We start from the raw sequence: 20,090 nt of genomic DNA, 5'->3' as shown, positions 1-20,090 counted from the left end.
CGAATCGAGGACAGCGATGCAGCACGACAACGACCACCTGCGCCGGGCGATCGCCCTGGGCGAGGAAGCCGGCCGCCGGGGCAACCGCCCCTTCGGCGCCGTGATCGTGGCCGCCGACGGGACGACGATCGCCGAGGGCCGCAACGAGGTCGCGGCATCCGGTGTGGTCACCGCACATGCCGAACTCGCCGCCCTCACCGCCGCGGGCCCGTCCGCCGATCTCACCGGCGCGACCGTCTACGCCAGCGGTGAACCGTGCCCGATGTGCAGCGCGGCGCTCGTCTGGGCCGGTGTCGCCCGTATCGTTTTCGCCGCCGCGGAGGCGGATTTCGCCGCGATCATCGGCGGGCATCCGCGGTTCGCCCTCGGCTGCGCGGAGGTCGTCGGGGCCAGTGACGCGGAGATCGCGGTCTCGGGACCGCATCTGGGGGAGGAGGCGCTGGTCCCGTTCCGGCGCTATCTCGAAACCGTCGGCCCGGCAGCGTGATTCACCTGGCCGCTCAGCGTGCCCACTCCACCCAGTGGCGATCCGCGGTGAACACCACCGACGTCGAGTGGTGGTAGTTCCGGGCAGTGAGCTGTGCGTCGATGTCGGCGCGGATGGCATCGAAGGATTCGACCGTGCGTTCCGCGGTCCGAGGGCCGACGACGAAGGCGAGCTCCAGATCGAGGCGGCTGCCCACGGTGGAGGCGCGAACGAAGGATTCGGCGAAGCCGTGGGTGCTGCGGACGCGGTCGCAGAGCCGCTCGACGTCGGTAACCACCGATCGCGGGGCGGCCATGGTGAGAATTTCGCGAAATGCGGAGCGGAACAGCCGGATCGGGATCCAGAGATAGGCCAGGGACACGACGATCACCAGCGTGGGGTCGACGTACCGTGCGATGTCGTCGCGACCGGCGGCCTCCAAGGCCACCGCCGCGCCGAATCCGGCCAGGGTGATCAGGCTGAAGGCCGCATCGCCGCCCCATTCGGCGGCCTCGGCCCGCACCAGCCCAGGGCCGGAGCGTCCGGCCCGCCACAGCACCAGCGCCACCAGCACGCTGAGCAGTGACGCGGTGATCGCGTACGCCAGCGCGGAGACCGCCGACACGGCCCGGCCGCCGTGCAGGATCTCGCGCACGGCGTTCACCGATCCGTAGACGCACAGTCCGCCCAGCGCGGTCGAGCGCACCACGATCGCGACCGGTTCCCAGGTCTCGCGCCCCCACGGATACGACGCGTCGGCCCCCTTCGCGACGGTCCGCTGCGCCGCCACCGACACGGCCGAAAGCGCGATTCCCGCAAGCGAATACAGTCCGTCGAACACGATCATCTGCGATCCCGCGGCCAGCCCCCACGCCAGCGAGAGCACCACGAACACCACCGAGGCCCACATCGAGAACACGAGCGCGCGCATGCGCTCACGCTACGACCCGGCCGGGCCGGTGGACCGATTCTCCTGCGGAATCGCGGGCGCTCGTTCTTCGGAGCCATCGATTGACGAGGTTTCGTTAGCCGCCTAATGTCTATCGATAGGCGGCTAACGACTGGGAGTGAAATGATACTGGTGACCGGCGCGACCGGACATATCGGCCGAGAGCTCGTGGCCGAACTCGACAGCGCGGGTGCCGCGATGCGCTTGTTCGTCCGAGACCCGGCTCGCGCCGCCGATCTCGTGCCCTCCGCCGAACGCGTGGTCGGCGACCTGACGGACCCGGCGGCGTTGCGGGCGGCGTGTGCGGGGATCGACTCGCTGTTCCTGCTCGTTCCGGGGCTGGCGGTGGAGCCCGCGCGCCATGCGGTGGCGGCGGCGCGGCAGGCGGGGATCCGGCATCTGGTGCTGGTGTCGTCGTACAACGTGCTGGGCGATCCGATGCCGGCGATGGGGCGCTGGCATCACGAACGAGAGCAGATCGTCGGTGGCTCGGGCATTTCCGCGACGATCCTGCGTCCCGGCGGATTCATGACCAACGCGCTGGAGTGGGCGCCGGATATCCGCGCCGGCCGGCCCGTGTTCGATCCCACCGGCCCCGGCCGCTACGCGCCGATCGACCCCGCAGATATCGCGGCGGTGGCGGCGATCGCGCTCACCGAGCCGGGGCACGACACCACCTACTGCCTCACCGGCGAGCAGACTTTCACCATCGCAGAGCAGGTCGCGGTGCTGGCCCGCGCGATCGGCCGTCCGATCCCGGTCCGAACCGCCGCCACCGCCGAGGAGGCCGTCCGCTCCCGCTACCCCGACGGTGCGCCGCCCGCTCTCGCGGCCGCGATTCTGGAGGGATTCACGCTGATGCGCGCCGACACCGCCGGCCTGCGGACCGATACCGTGCGGCGCCTGCTCGGCCGGGCGCCGCGCACCTTCGCCGACTGGTGCGAACGGCACACCGACCGGTTCCGCTGACGCACAAGGACTTCGGCGGCGAGTACGGGCACACGCTATGGCTGCGAGCTCGTTCGCGAACCCGCGGCGTTCGGGCGCAGCCGCGCCCGCATCTCGTTGGTGAGAACCGCCGCGGTATCGCGCAACGCCTCGATGAATGCCGACGTCGCCGCAGAGGGCGCTGCGCTGATTCCCACTCGAGTCGCTGCGCTGGGTTCCACTCGAGTCGCTGCGCTGGGTTCCACTCGAGTCGCTACGCTGGGTTCCACTCGAGTCGCTGCGCTCCGCACCACTCGGGTGGGGCGTACCGCCGCTGGGTGATCGATCCGGATCAACGCGATATTCGCGGGCACCACCGGCACCGCGATACCGGGTACGACGGTGATGCCCGAACCTGCCGCGACCAGGCCCAATTTCGCGACCCAATCGCGCGCGACGAAGGCGATATCGGGCTCGTACCGGGAATCGCGCCACGCGCCGAGCAGGGTGCTGCCGTGCTCGGTGCTGCCCGCGATCCAGCGTTCGCCGCGAAATTCCGCGGGCTCCGCGCTGATCCGCCCGGCCAGCCGGTGGCTCGGCGCGACCGCGACCAACAGCGGATCGTCGAGCAGCGATTCCACCTCCAGATCGTCGGCGGGAGTGCCGATTTCGGTGACGACGGCCAGGTCCAGCCGGCCGCGCGCCACCGCCGCGAGCAGACGAGGACTGGTGCCCTCTCGCAACGGCACCCGCGCCGACGTCGCCGCCACCGCTCGCGGCACCAACGCCGCCATCGCGGTCGAGAACGCGCCGACGCGCACGGTCGCGGGCGGGCCCGCGGTCAGGCGATCCAGTTGTTCGCGGGTGCTGTCGAGTTCGGCCAGTACCGCTTCCGCGTGCCGGACCACGATCTGCCCGGCTGCGGTCGGCGCGGCGCCGCGCGCATGCCGGTCGAACAGGGGATGCCCCGCCACCTGTTCCATCAGCGAAATCTGGCGGGAGACCGCGGATTGGGTGTAGCCCAGCCGGTCCGCCGCGGCCGAGAACGAGCCGCAGCGGGCCGCCTCGCGGACGACTCGCAACCCGAGGACGGTGAACTCACCCATGCGAAATACTGATACCAGAGATGCGAGATCATCGCTTGTCGCATAGGTGGGACCTGTTTAGCGTCGGCGGAGTGAGTGTGAACGAGAACAGAGCGCTGCTGCGTGACATCTTCGACCGGATGGCCGCCGGCGAGACCCGGGCGCTCAGCGATGCGATGGCCCCGGACTTTCGCTGGACCTTCCCCGGGCAGTGGTCGTGGTCGGGGAGTTGGGAACCGAAAACGTCTGCCGTGCAGGGTCTGCTGCGTCCGCTGATGGCCCAGTTCACCGACTATCGAATCAGCGCGGACGCGATTCACGCCGACGGTGACCGGGTGATCGTGCAGGCCCACAGTGCGGCCACGACGATCCGCGGCGAGGCCTACGACCAGTACTACTGCTTCGTCTTCCGGGTCGAAGCCGGGCAGTTGCTCGAGGTGACCGAATATTGCGACACCGCATTGGTGGAGCGAGTTCTCGAACCGCTGCGGTGAGTGAATCCGCCGAGCAGCCGTGCGACCCGGGACCGTGACGCCACCACCGGCGATTCAGGATTCGATCAACGCGTATATCGATGCCGGTGACCCCGAGCCGCCCTCGGTGACGAATCCGCCCACGACGACGGTGAAGTCGCGATCCGGCAGGTCCGCCAGGTGGGCGAGGATTTCGAGGCTGAGGCGGTGTTCGCGGTACACCAGCTTCGATACCCGGAAGGTGTCGTCGGCGCCGATATCGGGGCTGAAGGCGTCGGTGCCGAGGGCGCCGCGCCGGCCGAGCACGCCGTGGTCGAGCAGCCAGTGCACCGCCGCCACCGAGAAACCGGGGTGATGTATGCGGCCCTGCGCATCGACCGACGCGAAATGATCGGTGCCCCAATATCTTTCCCAGCCGGTGTGCAGGAGGACGGCGGCCTCGGCGGGGAAGGGGCCGTGCCGTTCCTGCCATTCGAGCAGATCGTCGACCGTGACCGCGTAGTCGCGATCGTGTTCCGCCCGCGCGCTGATATCGATTCGGACGCCGGGCAGGACGAAATCCTCGGGGGCGAGCCGATCGGCCGTCGCCGCACCGGCGGTGAAGTGGGCCGGTGCGCCCCAATGGGTTCCGGTGTGTTCGCCGACGGTGATCGCCTGCAGATGAAAGCCGTGGTCGTCGAGAGTGGCGATGGTGTCGATCCGCGGCGCGGGATCGCCGGGGAACACCGACACGACCTCGGCGGACAGGGGATGCGACAGGTTGAGCACGGCCGAATACGCCATCGGTTCGCCTCCCGTGTGGGCACTACCCGGACGAGTTCTCGCGATTCCGCGCCGGCGCCGACGTGCCGGCGCGGAACTCACCCCGAAACTATCGCAGGTACACCGGAACCGAGATGTGCCCGTTGGAGATGAAGCTGCCCAGCGGTTTCAGCTCGGACGGATCGACCGCGAGCCGCAGATCCGGGAAGCGCTCGAAGAGCGCCGGCAACGCGATCGAGGCCTCCATCCGTGCCAGGGGAGCGCCCAGGCAGTGGTGCGCGCCGTGGCCGAAGGCCAAATGGTCCTTGTTCGCCCGATGCACGTCGAACTCGGCGGCGGTCTCGCCGTGCACCTTCGGATCGCGGCAGGCCGCACCGTAGGAAGCGAGAATCGCCTCGCCCTTCGGAATCCGGATCTCGCCGACCTCGATGTCCTCGACGGCATACCGCAGCGGCAGATGTACGACCGGCGCCTGATAGCGCAGCGTCTCCTCCACCAGCTCCGCCCACGGCACCCGCCCCTCGACCACATCGGCGCGCTGCTCCGGATGGCTGAGCAACGCCACGATGGCCTGGTCGATCAGGTTGAGGGTGGTCTCGTGACCCGCGTTGATCACCAGCATCAGGGTGTCGACGAGTTCGGTCTCCGAGAGCTGGGCGCCGTCCTCGTTCCGGGTCGCGATCAGCACACTGGTGATGTCGTCGCCCGGGTTCTCCCGGCGGAACGCCACCAATTCGCCGATCAGGCGGCCCATTTCGATGAAGTTCGCCTGCGCCTGCTCGGGTGTGAACGAGGTGTCGAAGAAGCCGTCGACACAGGCGTGGATGGCCGAGTCCAGATGGTCGGGCACCCCCAGCAGTTCGCTGATCACCCGGATCGGCACCGGATAGGCGTAGTTCGGGCGCAGGTCCACGACCTCGCCGGGCGCGGTCGCGCTCAGCCGCTCGAGCAGATCCGCCACGATCGCCTCGATCCGCGGGCGCATCGCGGTGGTGCGGCGGTGCGTGAACGCGGGCGCGACCAGTTTGCGCAGTCGCCGATGCTCGGTTCCGTAGGCGGTGAACATGTTCTGCGCCGCCACCCATGGTTGCAGCGGCCACGATTCGTTGATGTCACCGTTGATATAGGCCGACCAGTGCTGACGCGGATCCTTCGAGACTCGCGGATCCGAGAGCAGATTCTTCAGCACGACCGCATCGGTCACCGACCAGGCCGGCACCCCGCCCGGCAACTCCACCAGCGCCACGGGACCACGTTCCCGGATGCGCTCGTTCTCGGCGTGGACGTCGGCGCCGGTCAGATCGAGCACCAGTGGTTCCTGCTTCATCGGGAGCTCCTTACACCAGATTCAACGGAGGAGATGCGGGGAAGGTGACTGGCAGCGCTGCCATCGCACGATGGAACGGGCCGGGACGCCAGGTGATCTCGCTCGGCTCGATGGCCAGGCGCATCTCCGGCAGCGCGTCGAGCAGCTGGTCGATCGCGTCCTGCACCACCAGGTAGGCCACCGAACGGGCCGGGCAGGCGTGCGGTCCGGCGCTCCAGGCCAGATGCGAGCGGTTGCCGGTGCGGTCGCCGCCGGCGATGACCGGATCGTTGTTGCACGCGGCCAGGCTGATGACGACCGGCTGATGCGCGGGCAACCAGGCGTTGTCGATCAGGATGGGCTGGCGCGGATAGCTGATCGAGAAGTTCGCCATCGGCGGATCCTTGAACAACACCTCGTCCAGCGCGTCGCGGGTGGAGAGGCTGCCGCCGAGCATGCCGCCGCCGAACCGATCGTCGGTGATCATCAGCAGCAGGGTGTTGGCGATCAGGTTCTGCTGGGGCTCGATGCCCGCACCGTAGAAGCTGATCAGGTTGTAGAGCATCTCCTCGTCGCTGAGATTGGCCGGGTGGTGGGCCAGTCGCGAGGTGACGTCGTCGCCGGGTTCGGCGCGGCGCAGGTGGATCAGCTCCATCAGCGCCTGGCTCAGATGTTCCATACCCCAGGCCGCGTTGACGGTGTCGAACAGCGCCGCCATACCGGTGGCCACTCGCTGGCCCAGCTCGGCCGAACAACCCACCATGCGATTCAGCGATTCGAAGACCAGCGGGAAGGCGTACTGCGACACCAGATCCGCCGATCCGGTCTCACAGAAGCTGTTGATCAGCGGGATCGCGATCTTCTCCACCGTGCTGTGCAGCGCGTGCAGGTCGATGCCGTCGACGGCGGCCGTGTACGCCTGCCGGTAGCGCAGGTGGACATTGCCCGCATTGCGCAGTGCGTTCGGATACCACTGCATCATCGGCCGCACCGGGCAGTCCTCGGGAATCGTGTCCTGCCACGCCCGCGGGTCGGCGGGGAAGTGCTCGGGGTCGTTGAGGATTCGCAATGCGGTGTGGTAGCCGATCACCAGCGTGGCCGGGACCCCGGGGGACAACTCGATCGGGACCAGCGAACCGTAGCGACGGCGCATCTCCCGATACGTGCCGTGCGGATCGGCGGCGAATTCCGGTGTGTCCAGCAGGATCCGAGGTCCGTCGGTGTCGACCGGGGAGCCCATGTGCTGGATCGGGCAGGTGGCGGGACCGCCCGCGCCGGGTAGTGCGGACAGTGCAGAACGTGGTGTGGTCAAAAGATGTGACTCCAGAGAATGAACTGTCGAGCGCGACGAAGAATTCCGCTGTCGGTATGGTCCTACAGCGTCACCCCACATCTGTTGTAGGACAAGAGGCTTGGTTAGCCGCCCGGCCGGACATCCGTAACCGGACTGTTGACCAGGGTAGCAGGAACGTGCCGATCTCTCTGTCGGTCTTCCACTCTCGGCACGCCGGTGCGGGACGGGCCGGTGAATCACGGTGAAACACCTTGTGAGCGGGCATATTCACACCGGTTCCGCCGAACTGTCGGTGGGGTGTGCTTGCATACCAGCATGACGAGCACCGATCTGCTGGTAGACGCCTTCGGGCGGATCAAGGAGAACGTGCACGGCGCGATCGCCGGGCTCACCCAGGAGGAATTGGCCGCGCGGCTGGATCCGGGGGCCAATTCCATCGCCTGGCTGATCTGGCATCTGACCCGCGTGCAGGACGATCACATCGCCGATGTGGCCGGCACCGAACAGGTGTGGACGACGGCCGGTTGGGCGGGCCGCTTCGATCTGCCCTTCGACGAATCCGCCACCGGGTACGGCGACGGTCCGGACGCGGTGGCGGCCCTCGACGGTGTCCCGGCCGAGTTGCTGCTGGGTTATCACGACGCCGTCCACGACCGCACCGTCGAGTACGTCCGCACTCTCACCGACGCCGACCTGCCGCGGATCGTCGACACCCGCTGGGATCCGCCGGTGACCCTCGGCGTGCGGTTGATCAGCGTGGTCGACGACGACATCCAGCATTCCGGACAGGCGGCGTTCATCCGCGGCGTGCTGCTGCGTCGTCGCTAGCGCCGGTACAGGGTCACCGGAATCGCGGAGGGCGAGAGAACGAAATCTCGGTTCGAGGCGCGCACGACGTAGGCCGGGTCCGGCTCGGGTCGCCACCGCGCCAGCAGCGCCGCCGAGGCGAGCGTGATCTCCAGCAGCGCGAAGTGATCGCCCAGGCAGCGCCGTCGGCCGACTCCGAAGGACAGATTCGCCTGCTTGTCGATCTCCGCGACGCGGCCGGGTGACCAGCGGTCGGGATCGAAGGCCTCGGGATTCGGGAAGTGGCGCGGGTCGTGCTGGACCAGATACGGGCTGAACATGATCGCGGTGCCGTCGGGAATGGTGAGTCCGCCGACGGTCACCGGCCCGGACGCGTTACCGGCGCTGATCCACGGGCCCCAGAACCGAAGAGTCTCCGAGACAACTTGTTTCAGGTAGGTGAGCTCGGCGATATGCTCCGCGTGCACCGGTCCGGCGCCCACCACCTCGTCGAGCTCGGCTCGTATCCGCTCGGCGACATCGGGGCGCCGCATCACCTCGTGCCACAGCCAGCCGGTGAGCGAGGCCATCGAGCCCACCCCACCGGCCAGCATCAGGATGGCCTCGTCGATGATGTGGTCGTCCGACAGCCGCGCGCCGGTCTCGGGATCGGTATGGCGGATCAACGCCGACACCACATCGTTGAAATCCTCGTCGCGGCGGCGGTACTCGGTGATCGCGGCGCCGATCGCGGCGCGCAGATGGCGCGCCTTGCGCTCCCAGCGTCGATTCGCGATCACCCGCAGGCGGCGGATCTGCGGCGGCAGCGCGGTGCGCAGAATGACCTGGCTCAGCAGCCACGGCACGTTGTCGCGAATCCGGCGGCGGGCCGTCTCGCTGAATTCGGCGGTGAACAGCGTCGAGGACACCGTGTCGAGGACCAGTCCGTGCGCCTCGTCCATCAGGTCGACTCGGCCACCGGCGGGCAGCGCGGCCGACCAGGTATCGGCCAATCCGGCCGCGGTGACCGTATATTCGGCGAGCCGGCTCTGTCGCAGGGCGGGCGCGATCATGCGCCGGCGCAGTTTGTGTTCGGCGCCGCGCAGCACGTTCACCGAACCGCCGGCCACATCGGCGATCGCTTCCCGCAGGTCGTCGCGATTCAATTCCGCGTCGCCGAGGCCGACCTCGCGTACCAGCTCCGGAGTGGTGAGCACGTAGCCGGTCTTGCGGCCGAACCGGATGCGCACGATCGGGCCGAGTTCGGCGAGCGAGGTCACGAACCCCGACGCGTCGCGCAGCGCGCGCAGGCTGTGGCCGATCAAGGGTAGGGCGCCGGGCGCGGTGGGGACCTCGGAGAGCCGTTGCGGCACCGGCGGTTGCGCCGCGGGCTCGGTATCGGCCCGTGCTTGGTGGTAGATCTCGACGATGGCGTCGATGCGACCGGACTGTCGCACCGAATCCCGATGCCGGGCCATCTCGGCACGCATCGCGAGCAGCTTCGTACGATCTTTCACCAGCAGGCCGATCGCTTCCGCCATGGCCGCGGGAGAGGCGTCGCCGGCGCGCAGACCGCCCCCCGCCGGGACGGATTCGCTCAGGTCCGGATCGCAGTACAGCACGGGCAGCCCGGTGGCGATCGCCTCGAGCAGCACCATGCCCTGGGTGTCGAAACCCCACGACGGAAACAGCAACGCGTCCGCGGCGGACATGGCATCGAGGCACTGTTCCTGGGAAACCCTGCCGTGCAGAGTGATTCGGTCCGCCAGGCCGTGCTCGGCGACCACCGCGGCGGCGCGTTCGAACAATTCACCCTCGCCGTACACGTCGAGGGTGCAGTCCGGGACGCGACGCACCGCGTCGATCGATTCGAGCAGTCGCTTCTCCGCGGAGAGCCGGCCGCACCAGATCAACCGCAGCGGGCCTCCGTCGTCGCGCTCGACCGGGTGCCGATTGTCGAGGAGTGTGTCGTCGACGCCGTTGGACACGACCCGGATCGGCCGGGTGAGGCCGTGGTCGAGCAGCAGGTCCGCGAAATGGCGGGTGGGGGCGATGACCCGGTCGGCGGCCTGCCCCTGGCCCACGATGGTGTGCCACGCGTGGCGAGCCGCCCGGCTCTGCGCGCCACGCGGCATCTGCACGGGATGAGTGACGAAGCGGCCGTGCAGGATTCGCAGTGCCAGCGCCGAGAGATAGGGCGCCGGCGCGGTGTGTTCGATGAAGGCGTCGTCGCGGCTCTGCGCGGTGTGCACGAGCGGGATCCGATGCCGCCGTGCGGCTTTCATCCCCGCGATCGCCACACCGTAGGTGGTGTGGGTGTGGACCAGATCGACCGGTCCGCGGGCGGCGAAGGCGGCATCGATCAGTGCGGCGTTGCGGGCGGTGGGCAGCACCATCGGAAAGCCGTTCACCACCGCGCCGGCCAGCGGAGCCAGTTCGATGACCCCGTCGTCGGCTTCCGTCGCCGGCGGGGCGGTTCCCGACAGTGGCGCCACGAACACTGTCACCCGGTGCCCGGCGCGTTCGAGGCCGCGGCGCAATGCCGCCACTGCGGTCTGCACCCCGCCCAATGTCGCCGGGTGATAGTCCATGAACATGGCGATGTGCACGCCCGGCACGTTACCCACGCGCCCGGTGGTTCGATATCCCATAGTGTCCCCATCGGGTTTCTCGGCCGGAAGTGTTGCGCTCTCGGGAAAAGGGGAGATAACTCGACATGAGAATCGCCATTCCGCTGACCGGCACGCGCGGTGATGTGCAACCGGTGCTGGCCCTGGGACTGGAATTGCGGCGCCGCGGCCACGATGTGGTGCTGGGCGCGCCACCGAATCTGGTCGACTTCGCCACCTCGGCCGGACTCGCCGCGCGCGCCTGCGGGCCCGATGTGCAGCAGCTCTACAGCTCGGAGGCGGGGCAGCGCGCCCTCGCCGCGGGCAATACGCTGCGGCTGATGCAGCTGGTCGCCCGGCAGATGGCCGACTACGCCGATCGGATGAACCGCGAGGTGGTCGAGGTGTGCGCGGGCGCCGACCTGATCGTGGCCAGCACCGTCACCGAGGACCGGGCCTGCTCGGTCGCCGAGGCGATGGATGTGCCGCTGGTGAGCCTGCACTACTACCCGGCCCGGGCGAACGGGGCCTATCCCTTTCCGGGTGCGCTGCCGGCGAGCTGGGCGCCGCCCGCACCGGTGAATCGTGCGACCTGGGCGCTGGCGGAGAATCTGCGGCGCATCGTGTTCATGCGCTATCTGAACGATCTGCGCGGCATGCTCGGACTGCCGAAATCGCGGGCGAGTATCGCGGCTGTGCTGGCGCGCCGGCGGGTCCCCGAGGTGCAGATCTACGATCCGGCACTGGTGCCCGGGCTGCCGGCGCAGTGGGACGGTCGGCGCCCGTTCACCGGATTCCTGACCCTGGATCAGGACACCCGCCACGCGGTCGGCGAACTCGGCGACGACCACACCGACATCCTGACCTGGGTGCGGGCCGGGGAGGCACCGGTGTTCTTCGGATTCGGCAGTATGCCGATCAGCGATCCCGCCGCCGTCCTGGCCATGGTCGGTGAGGTGTCGCGGCGGCTCGGGGTGCGAGCCTTGGTGAGCGCGGGCTGGAGCGGTATGGAAACCGATCGTACCCAGGATGATTCGAGGGTCAAGGTGGTCGGACCGTTCGCCCACGACCTCGTGTTCCCGCATTGCGCGGCCGCGGTGCATCACGGCGGGATAGGCACGTTGTTCGAAAGTCTGCGTGCCGGTCTGCCGACGCTGGTGTGTTCGGTGTCGTTCGAACAGCCGATGTGGGGCGGGCAGGTGGATCGGCTCGGGCTCGGCGCCCATCTGCGTTTCACCGATCTCACCACCGAACGACTCGTTCGCGGCGTGACCACGCTGCTCGAACCCGAACGGCGCACCCGCGCAAGGGAATTCGCGCCCACCCTGCGCACCGAGGGTGCCGCCGCCCATGCCGCCGATATCGCCGAGGCGGCGGCCCGGTGAGCATGATCGCCGCGGATTCGGCGGTGATGTTCCGCCGCTGCGTCCGGCACACCGTGCGCAGTCCGGACACGCTGATCATCTCGCTGCTGATGCCGATCCTGGTGATGCTGCTGTTCACCTACGTCTTCGGCGGCGCGATCGACGTCAGTGGTTCCTACCTCGACTACGTGGTGCCCGGAATCATGTTGTTGTGCACCGGATTCGGTGCGTCGATCACCGCGACCGCGGTCTCGGCGGATATGACCAGGGGCAGTATCGACCGATTTCGGACGCTGCCGATGTTCCGGCAGGCGATCCTCGCCGGACACGTCGGCGAAGGGGTGGCGCGCAATCTCGCCGCCATCGCGATCGCGGTGGCCGTGGCCGTGCTCCTCGGCTATCGCCCGCATGCGGACGTGCTCGGCTGGCTCGGTGCGGTGGCCATGATCGCGCTGTTCGTCGTGGCGATCTGCTGGATCGCGGTCGCGCTCGGGCTGGTGGCGAAGAATCCCGAGGCGGCCGGCGGAATGACCTACGCGATCATGTTCATCCCCTACATCAGCAGCGCGTTCGTGCAGACCTCCACCATGCCCGGCTGGTTGCGTGGCTTCGCCGACTACCAACCCGCCACACCCGTGGTGGACACCGTGCGCGGCTTGCTGAATGCGACCGGAACCGGTGCGAGCGCCGCACTGGCGCTGGTCTGGTGTGCGGGCCTGGCGGTGCTCGGTTTCGGCGCCGCGAGCACGGTATTCGATCGGCTCTCCCGGCGATAGGCGACGTCGGTTCGGTCGGCGCCCTGCCTCAGCGCCGCGGCGCCCAGCGTCTCAGCGCCGCGGCGCCCAGCGTCTCAGCGCCGCGGCGGGGCGGTCAGATCGAGTTGGGCACCCGCGGTGGCGTCCAGGGTCGCCATGCACATCCGCAGTACTTCGTCACGCGAAATGCGCTGATGGGCAAGCCATTCGACGGCCACCTCGCGAATGAAGGCGATCCACCCGGTCAGCGCCGCGGCCGCGACCTCCCTGGTGTGGCCCGTGGCGTCACACGCGTCGAGGACGCGCTCGCACAGGGCGTTCAGGTCCTCGACCACCGGTCCGCGCACCGCCGGATCGGTGGCCAGGGCGGTGCGGTTGGCGATGAGAACCAGTGGAACGTGGGCGCGGTAGAAATCCAGATGCGCCACCAGGCTCCGGTAGACGGCGGTGCGAACGGGCTCCTCGGGGTCGATGCGCAATTCGGCGAGCAGTCGATCGTGCGCTCGTTTCCAGATGGCCGCGAAGAACTCTCCCTTGGTGGGGAAGTAGTGGTACATCAAGGCGCGGGAGGCGCCGGCCTGGGCGGCGATGTCCTCCATCGCGACCTCGTCGTACGGGCGTTCGCCGAACAATCGCGCGCCTACGTCCATCAATTCGTCGCGGCGCTGCTCGGGGGTGAGGCGGCGTCGGCTCGGCATCTGCTCATCGTAGGCGTGTGGTGGTTGACGCGAGCCGTGGTGGCGGCCTACCGTAAAACCTTATTCAACAACCGTCTAATAGGGGGCGGCATGCGACGAGTGCTGCAGATCTGGCTACTGGTGTTCGGGCTGGTGTGTGCGGGAATCGCGGTGGTGCACCTGGTTTTCGGGACTGCCAGCATCATCGGCGGGGGATCGGTGAACGCCACCATCGATTCCGATATGCGCTTCTATGCGGTCGTGTTCGGTGCTTACGGGCTGGCCGTGGCGTGGTGTGCGCGCGATGTGGAGCGCCGAGGGGCGGCGATCAACGCGCTCGGCGCCGTCTTCTTCGCCGGCGGGCTCGCCCGGTTGCTGGCGTGGGCAGTGAGCGGGGAGCCCAACTGGTTCTATGTGCTCATGACGTCGGTGGAACTGCTGATTCCGATCCTGAACTACGTCCTGGTGCGGGCGGTGTGCGCCGATCGTGGGTCCTCAGAGGGCCACGCATCCCGTCTCGGCGCGGCGCCTTCGCTGCGGCAGGGGCGGACTGGATAACGTCCGGCGGGGGCGGCTCAGTGCGGGCCGCGATTGTCGCCCGCGAGGCGGCCCCGCCTGATCAACGCCCGTTTGGCGCCCGGCGCGATCGGCGGCAGCGGCGCTTCCGAATCCGGTTCCGGCTCAGCGGGATTGGGCCGGACGAACAGGGTTACCGAGGCAGCCGGGCTGAATCCGCTGCGGGTCATCAGGGTCGCCGAGGCGGTATTGCTCTGCTCCACGTCGGTCACGATGCGCCGCGCTCCCCGCGCGAACAACGCCTCCGAGCAGATATCCACCAGTCGCCGCGCCAGCCCGCGGCCCTGCATATCCGGCGCCACCGCGACCCACTCCAGGTATCCCCAGTCGTCCCGCAATTCGAATTCCATGGAGCCGAGCACGAAGCCCACCACCCGATCCGAATCCAATGCCACCCAGCAGGCGTCGTCCGCCGAATCCAAATGTTCGGCCACCGACGTCAACGACCACGATGTGTAGGGCTTGACGCTGGTGTCGAACACTTCGTGACCCAGATCCAGCACCTGTCGCAGATGCCCCAGCCCCATCGGCACGATCACCACATCGCCATCCATCCGCCCAGTTTGCCAGAGGTGTGCCGGACGGTCGGACGCAGTGGATTCCGGCGGTGGGGCGCGGTGCCCCGGGGATCAGTCGTTGGGTTGATTCGCAGCGCCGTCCATCGGCGGCGCCATCCCGCCGAAGCGGCTCGACCGTCCCGTGCGGCCACCCATCTGCCCGGATTCGGTGCCGGTCGTGATGGCGGTCGCGGTCGCGGTTCCGTTCGCTTCCGTGCCCTGAATGCGCACGGTGTCACCGACTTTCACCTCCGAATGCCGGGTGGCGGCGGAAATCGTGTAGGTCTGGGTGAAGTTGTCGGCGCTCCTGGCGGTGATCGAGGTGTCCGACACCGCGGTCACGGTGCCCGTCTGCGTGATCTCGGTGGTGTAGCCGCCGTTGCCGTCGGAGATCACGAACTGGCCGTGCAGACTCGAGCCGGGCATGCCCATACCTCCGGGGCCCGCGGTGTTGTGCCCGCCACCCCAGCTGGTCCCGGGCCCGCCCGGGCCGCCGTGCTCACTTCCGCCGGAATGTGTGGCCGCGTAGACGACGCCGCCTCCGGCCGCCGCGATCACCGCGGCGATGCCGACCGCGGCCAGCGACTTCTTCGCCGACCAGGTGGCGGCCGGTTGGGTCTGCGGTGCGCCCCAGGTATGTTCCGGCTCGGCCGGAGGGTGTGGGGTGGGCTCGGTCATCGCATACTCCTTGTCGTCGACTGCGATCGCGGGCCGTCGATGCCGCGATCGCGTTGCTCGGTCAACCCTGCGGTGCGAAGCTGGGTCTGCGCTGTGGACTCGTTCGGTACCCGCTGTGGTGAGCGCGCAGCGACCACCGCCCTCACAGCCGACCCCCAGGTCCGGCACAGCGGGCGCAGAGCAGCCGTTCCCAGACTGGGGTCATGACCACCACGAACACCCCGGCCGAGCGCGTCGTGATGCGCCGCGCGGACGGCAGTCCCGTGACCGTCCTCGTCGTGGACGACGAACCGGTGCTCGCGGAGATGGTGTCGATGGCGTTGCGCTACGAAGGCTGGCAGGTCGTCACCGCCGCCGACGGCCGCACCGCGGTGACCGCCGCCCGCGAGAACCGCCCCGACGTGGTGGTCCTCGACGTGATGCTGCCGGATATGACCGGGCTCGAGGTGCTCGCGAAGCTGCGCCGCGATCTGCCGTATCTGCCGGTGCTTCTGCTGACCGCGAAGGATTCGGTCGAGGATCGCATCGCCGGGCTCACCGCCGGCGGCGACGACTATGTCACCAAGCCGTTCAGCATCGAGGAGGTCGTCCTGCGCCTGCGCGCACTGCTGCGCCGCACCGGCATCACCACCGTCGACAACGACGCCCAGATCGTCGTGGGTGATCTGATGCTCGACGAGGACAGCCACGAGGTGACGCGTGCGGGCGAACCAATCACGCTGACCTCCACGGAGTTCGAACTGCTGCGCTATTTCATGCGCAATCCCCGCCGCGTGCTGAGCAAGGCGCAGATTCTGGATCGGGTCTGGAGCTACGACTTCGGCGGACGCTCCAATATCGTCGAGCTCTACGTCTCCTATCTGCGCAAGAAGATCGACAGCGGGCGCGAACCGATGATCCACACCCTGCGCGGCGCCGGATATGTCCTCAAACCCGCCGGCTGAGGTCCCGGCGACCGAGCGGCGGTCCCGCCGCTGGTGGTCGGCACGGGGCTGGTCGCTGCGCGCGCGACTGCTCGTCGGACAACTGCTGTTGCTGGTGATCGTGGTCGTAGGTATCGGTGCCGCAACGGAATTCGCGCTGCAGCAATTTCTCGTGCATCAACTCGACACCGAGTTGATCGATGTGCAGAAGCGTTCGCTCGGCGAGGCCGGGGGCGGGCCGAGTCTGGGGCCGCCACCGGGCGATCCGGACCACGGTAATCGGCCGCCGCCGAACCACGGCGGGCCGGGACCGGATTTCCTGGACCGGCGCGGTATTCAGGCCGATACCGTCGGCGCCAGTATCGTCGGCACCGAGATCATCGCCGCCAAGATCGACGCCGACGGGACCCAGACCAGCCTGTCCGCGGCCGCCCGGCAGCAGTTGGCGCGGGTGGCGTCCGACGGCACCCCGGTGACCGTCGACCTCGACGGGCAGGGCTCCTATCGGGTGGTCGCGAATTCGACCTGGTCGGGGGCCACGGTGATGACCGGTATGCCGCTGACCGGGGTCCACGCCACGTTGATGCGGGTCCTGCTGATCCTGGTGGTGGTCACCGCGGTGGTGCTCGTGATCGCGATCACCGTGGGAATCTGGGTGATCCGCCGCGCGCTGGCACCACTGGACAGGGTGGCCGCCACGGCCTCCCGGGTGGCCGATCTGCAGCTCGATCGCGGCGAAGTGGCGTTGCCGGTGCGGGTTCCGGCCGACGACGCCGACCCGCGCACCGAGGTCGGACAACTCGGGTCCGCGGTCAACCGCATGCTCGATCACATCGACAGCGCTTTGTCGGCCCGCCATGCCAGCGAAACGCGGGTGCGGCAGTTCCTCGCCGACGCCAGTCACGAACTGCGCACCCCGCTGGCCGCGATCCGCGGCTATGCCGAACTGGCGCAACGGAAACGGGCCGAGGTGCCGGGCGACGTCGCCAACGCGATGAACCGAGTGGACTCGGAATCGCGGCGGATGACGGCGCTGGTCGAGGACATGCTGCTGCTGGCCCGGCTGGATTCGGGGCGCGGCCTCGAACACGAGCCGGTGGATGTGACTCGGTTGACCGTCGACGCCGTCAGCGACGCCCATATCGCGGGCCCGGACCATCGATGGGATCTGGATCTGCCCGACGAACCGATCGTCGTCACCGGTGATGCGGCGCGGCTGCATCAGGTGCTGGCCAACCTGCTCGCCAACGCACGGGTGCATACGGGGCCGGGCACCACGGTCACCGTCTCGCTGGAGCGCGACGGTACCGGTGCCGCGGTCTGGCGGGTCGCCGACAACGGCCCCGGCATCCCCGCCGCATGGCAACCGGAGGTGTTCGAACGGTTCGCGCGCGGCGATTCCTCCCGCTCCCGGCGGGCCGGAAGCAGCGGTCTGGGGCTGGCGATCGTCGCGGCGGTGGTGAAATCGCACGGTGGCACGATCAGCCTCGACAGTGTGCCCGGCCGTACCGTTTTCACCGTCCGGCTGCCGTTCACAGCCGGCACCCAGCGAAGCCCAAGGTGTCCACCACCTCGGTCGATGACGATCGACGTATGACGACGACTGTGCTGGAAACGCCCCCGGCCGCGGTGACCGAACCGCCACCGACGCGGGCGGCGAGCCCGCGGTGGCGGCAGCGGTCGCTGGTGGCGCTGCTGGCGGCCACCGCGCTGCTGTACGTGTGGGATCTCGGTGCCGCCGGCTGGGCCAACGAGTTCTACGCCGCGGCCGTGCAGGCCGGATCGCAGAGTTGGAAGGCGATGCTGTTCGGATCCAGCGACGCCGCCAATGCGATCACCGTGGACAAGACGCCGGGCGCGCTGTGGGTCATGGACATCTCCGCGCGCATCTTCGGCTTCGACTCGTGGAGTCTGCTGGTGCCGCAGGCGCTCGAGGGTGTCGCCGCCGTCGCCGTGTTGTACGCCGGGGTGCGGCGAGTCGCCGGGCACTGGCCCGGCATCCTGGCCGGCGCGGTGCTGGCGCTCACTCCGGTCGCGGTGCTGATGTTCCGGTTCGACAATCCCGATGCGCAGCTCGTGCTGTTGCTCACCACCGCCGCCTACTGCGTGGTGCGGTCCATCGAAAAGGACAGCGCCGCTTGGTGGTTGCCCGTGGCCGGGGTGGCCATCGGATTCGGATTCCTGGCGAAGATGATGCAGGCGTTCATCGTGCTGCCGGTGTTCGCCGGCGCACACCCCGCACCGGACGCATCCGCGCGAGCCTGATCCTGTGGGGCGGCTGGCTGCTGGTCACCGGCGTGGTCTTCAGCTTCATGCAGGGCACCATTCACCCCTACTACACCGTGGCCTCGGCGCCGGCTATCGCCGCGCTGGTCGGCATCGCGGTGGTGGAACTGTGGCGGGGACGTGAATTCCGTTCGGCGCGTGCGGCCTTGGGCCTCATGCCGGCGGCCGCCGGGATGTGGACCTTCGTCCTGCTGGATCGCACGCCCGACTGGTATCCGGCGCTGCGGTGGATCGTCGCGATCGGCTCGATCGTGATCGCGGCGATCCTCATCGCCGGCGCGCACGCTCTCGGCACGATGACCGTGGTGATCGCCGCGGCCGGACTGCTGTCGGTTTCGCCGGCACCGCCGCCTACGCCCTGGAACCCGCGCCGCCCCCGCACAGCGGGTCGATTCCGACCTCCGGGCCCGACAGTGGCCACGGCATGGGCGGGTTCGGTGGCGGCGCGCTGCAGGAACTGCTGAAGAGTGCGAACAACCGCTGGGCGGCCGCCACGGTCGGCGCACAGTCGGCGGGCAGCCTCGAATTGTCCACCGGCACATCGAGCATGGCGATCGGCGGCTTCACCGGCAGCGACAACTCGCCCACCCTGGCCCAGTTCCAGCAGTACGTGAAGAACGGTGACATCCACTACTTCTTCGCGGGCGGCGGCTCCGGCAGCGCGAGCGAGATCACCAGCTGGATCGAATTCCGTTACACCGCAATAACAGTGGGCGGAACGACGGTCTACGACCTGACTCGACCCACCGACTGACCACCGAATCGGGACCCCGCATTTCGTGGCGGGGTCCCGATTCGCGTTCGGCGGACTGCGAGTTCGTGCTCAGCGGCTCCGCGCCGGGGCCGGTGGACGGTAATCGCGCCGTCCGTCCTCAGTTGCTCTCGTCGTGGGTGGGCTGTTCGTAGGGCTGGTTCATGGTGTGCTGGAACTTGATCGCGGAGGCGATGCCGACGGGGATGCCGAGGAGCGCGGCGCCGAGGATGGCGCCCATAGCGCCCAGGACGCCCGCTCCGGCCAGGCAGCCGGCGATGAGGGTGAGTCCGGCGGCGTCGAGGACGGGCGCGCCGAACACCGCGCCCGCTACGGCGCCTACTCCGCAGCCGACCGCGAGGCCGATGAGACCACCGGTCATCGTTCCGACGCTGGTGGCCAGACCGAATTCGTTGACGGCGGCCTGGATTGCCGCATCGAAGCGCGCGGTCTGCGGATCGCCGTCGATGTTCTCCAGGTGCAGTTCCGGCGTCGCCGCGCGTACCGCTGCCCGCACCTCGGGGGCGGCGTGGACGGCGGTCAGGGCCTTCGGCTCGGTCGGGAAGGCGGCGACACCGGCGACCGTGGCGCCGGAGGCGTCGCGGACCTGGAATTGCCCGCCCGCCGCGACGAGCGTGGCCGTGGCGGTCTCGATCACCACGGACTGATCCGCGGTGGAGCTGGTGTACTGCACGCCCGGCATGATCTCGGTGCTCAGGACGTGATCTGCCGCCGCGGTGGGAGCGGCGGATCCGATAGCCGAACCGGCGCCCAACGCGCCCACCACCGTCATCGCCGTGACGGTCATGCGGGTGATCTTGTTCATCTGATCTCTGTTCCGTTCTGTGTTCTGCGCAGCGCTCGAG

Annotated in this window: 19 protein-coding genes and 1 pseudogene; 10 read left to right on the top strand and 10 right to left on the bottom strand. The window is 68.8% G+C overall.

From position 1 onward, the window contains the following. Positions 1–16: 16 nt before the first annotated feature. Positions 17–487 (top strand): nucleoside deaminase, encoded by a 471-nt coding sequence (locus tag NA3_RS11105; RefSeq protein ID WP_062963431.1) that lies wholly within the window; start codon positions 17–19, stop codon positions 485–487. A gap of 13 nt (positions 488–500) precedes the next feature. Here NA3_RS11105 and NA3_RS11100 read toward each other — a convergent pair whose 3' ends face one another. Beyond that, positions 501–1,397, bottom strand: coding sequence for a cation diffusion facilitator family transporter (locus NA3_RS11100; protein WP_062963430.1), 897 nt, complete (start codon positions 1,395–1,397; stop codon positions 501–503). 141 nt (positions 1,398–1,538) lie between these two features. Here NA3_RS11100 and NA3_RS11095 point away from each other — a divergent pair, with 141 nt between their 5' ends. Beyond that, positions 1,539–2,384, top strand: a complete 846-nt coding sequence (locus NA3_RS11095; protein ID WP_062963429.1) for an NAD(P)H-binding protein — start codon at positions 1,539–1,541, stop codon at positions 2,382–2,384. A 35-nt stretch (positions 2,385–2,419) separates the two neighbouring features. Here the strand turns inward: NA3_RS11095 and NA3_RS11090 are convergent, their stop codons facing one another. Continuing rightward, entirely contained in the window at positions 2,420–3,448 is a 1,029-nt protein-coding gene (locus NA3_RS11090; RefSeq protein WP_062963428.1) for a LysR family transcriptional regulator, read from the bottom strand. Positions 3,449–3,525: 77 nt separating this feature from the next. On the opposite strand from NA3_RS11090, the gene NA3_RS11085 reads away from it, so the two are divergent. Then, positions 3,526–3,921: a nuclear transport factor 2 family protein gene (locus NA3_RS11085; RefSeq protein ID WP_167354979.1), complete on the top strand. Its 396-nt coding sequence runs from the start codon at positions 3,526–3,528 to the stop codon at positions 3,919–3,921. A gap of 54 nt (positions 3,922–3,975) precedes the next feature. On the opposite strand, the gene NA3_RS11080 is transcribed toward NA3_RS11085, so the two are convergent. From NA3_RS11080 to NA3_RS11070, 3 genes are all read right to left on the bottom strand, one after another. Then, complete coding sequence (locus NA3_RS11080) at positions 3,976–4,683, bottom strand: cyclase family protein (protein WP_062963426.1); 708 nt, start codon at positions 4,681–4,683, stop codon at positions 3,976–3,978. 88 nt (positions 4,684–4,771) lie between these two features. Then, positions 4,772–5,989 carry a cytochrome P450 family protein gene (locus tag NA3_RS11075; RefSeq protein ID WP_062963425.1) on the bottom strand — a complete coding sequence of 406 codons (1,218 nt, stop codon included), beginning with the start codon at positions 5,987–5,989 and terminating at the stop codon, positions 4,772–4,774. Positions 5,990–5,999: 10 nt separating this feature from the next. Then, positions 6,000–7,208 carry a cytochrome P450 family protein gene (locus NA3_RS11070; protein ID WP_062963424.1) on the bottom strand — a complete coding sequence of 403 codons (1,209 nt, stop codon included), beginning with the start codon at positions 7,206–7,208 and terminating at the stop codon, positions 6,000–6,002. Between the two features lie 369 nt (positions 7,209–7,577). Here NA3_RS11070 and NA3_RS11065 point away from each other — a divergent pair, with 369 nt between their 5' ends. Further along, positions 7,578–8,090, top strand: coding sequence for a mycothiol transferase (locus tag NA3_RS11065; RefSeq protein WP_062963423.1), 513 nt, complete (start codon positions 7,578–7,580; stop codon positions 8,088–8,090). On the opposite strand, the gene NA3_RS11060 is transcribed toward NA3_RS11065, so the two are convergent. Then, a complete protein-coding gene (locus tag NA3_RS11060; protein WP_062963422.1) occupies positions 8,087–10,699 on the bottom strand; it encodes a cytochrome P450 in 2,613 nt (870 codons plus the stop codon). The genes NA3_RS11065 and NA3_RS11060 overlap by 4 nt on opposite strands. Positions 10,700–10,764: 65 nt before the next feature. Here NA3_RS11060 and NA3_RS11055 point away from each other — a divergent pair, with 65 nt between their 5' ends. Both NA3_RS11055 and NA3_RS11050 read left to right on the top strand, forming a co-directional pair. Further along, a complete protein-coding gene (locus NA3_RS11055; RefSeq protein ID WP_062963421.1) occupies positions 10,765–12,042 on the top strand; it encodes a glycosyltransferase in 1,278 nt (425 codons plus the stop codon). Positions 12,043–12,044: 2 nt separating this feature from the next. Then, a complete protein-coding gene (locus tag NA3_RS11050) occupies positions 12,045–12,797 on the top strand; it encodes an ABC transporter permease (RefSeq protein ID WP_062963420.1) in 753 nt (250 codons plus the stop codon). Between the two features lie 74 nt (positions 12,798–12,871). Here the strand turns inward: NA3_RS11050 and NA3_RS11045 are convergent, their stop codons facing one another. Further along, on the bottom strand, positions 12,872–13,474 hold the full coding sequence (locus tag NA3_RS11045) for a TetR/AcrR family transcriptional regulator (protein WP_062963419.1): 603 nt from the start codon (positions 13,472–13,474) through the stop codon (positions 12,872–12,874). A 90-nt stretch (positions 13,475–13,564) separates the two neighbouring features. On the opposite strand from NA3_RS11045, the gene NA3_RS11040 reads away from it, so the two are divergent. Then, positions 13,565–14,011, top strand: a complete 447-nt coding sequence (locus tag NA3_RS11040) for a DUF4345 domain-containing protein (protein WP_062963418.1) — start codon at positions 13,565–13,567, stop codon at positions 14,009–14,011. Between the two features lie 17 nt (positions 14,012–14,028). On the opposite strand, the gene NA3_RS11035 is transcribed toward NA3_RS11040, so the two are convergent. Beyond that, complete coding sequence (locus NA3_RS11035; RefSeq protein ID WP_062963417.1) at positions 14,029–14,583, bottom strand: GNAT family N-acetyltransferase; 555 nt, start codon at positions 14,581–14,583, stop codon at positions 14,029–14,031. A gap of 75 nt (positions 14,584–14,658) precedes the next feature. After that, positions 14,659–15,264, bottom strand: coding sequence for a hypothetical protein (locus tag NA3_RS11030; protein WP_062963416.1), 606 nt, complete (start codon positions 15,262–15,264; stop codon positions 14,659–14,661). 239 nt (positions 15,265–15,503) lie between these two features. Between NA3_RS11030 and NA3_RS11025 the strand changes: the two genes are divergently transcribed. The 3 genes and pseudogenes from NA3_RS11025 (at position 15,504) to NA3_RS35495 (ending at position 19,227) form a co-directional block, all read left to right on the top strand. Then, positions 15,504–16,208, top strand: a complete 705-nt coding sequence (locus tag NA3_RS11025; RefSeq protein WP_062963626.1) for a response regulator transcription factor — start codon at positions 15,504–15,506, stop codon at positions 16,206–16,208. Continuing rightward, the gene (locus NA3_RS11020; RefSeq protein WP_062963415.1) at positions 16,186–17,784 is read left to right on the top strand and encodes a sensor histidine kinase; all 1,599 of its coding nucleotides are present in this window, start codon (positions 16,186–16,188) and stop codon (positions 17,782–17,784) included. Before NA3_RS11025 ends, NA3_RS11020 begins: the two co-directional genes overlap by 23 nt. Continuing rightward, positions 17,781–19,227: pseudogene (locus NA3_RS35495) on the top strand (ArnT family glycosyltransferase). Before NA3_RS11020 ends, NA3_RS35495 begins: the two are co-directional and overlap by 4 nt. Positions 19,228–19,345: 118 nt before the next feature. On the opposite strand, the gene NA3_RS11000 reads toward NA3_RS35495, so the two are convergent. After that, positions 19,346–20,050, bottom strand: coding sequence for a DUF8020 domain-containing protein (locus NA3_RS11000; RefSeq protein WP_062963411.1), 705 nt, complete (start codon positions 20,048–20,050; stop codon positions 19,346–19,348). Positions 20,051–20,090 lie beyond the last annotated feature (40 nt).

Origin of the sequence: Nocardia africana NBRC 100379 (assembly GCF_001612635.1) — a bacterium.
In the GTDB taxonomy this organism is placed as follows: Bacteria; Actinomycetota; Actinomycetes; order Mycobacteriales; family Mycobacteriaceae; genus Nocardia; species Nocardia africana.
The sequence above is the reverse complement of the archived record's forward strand: the minus strand, read 5'-3'. Positions and strand labels throughout refer to the sequence as shown.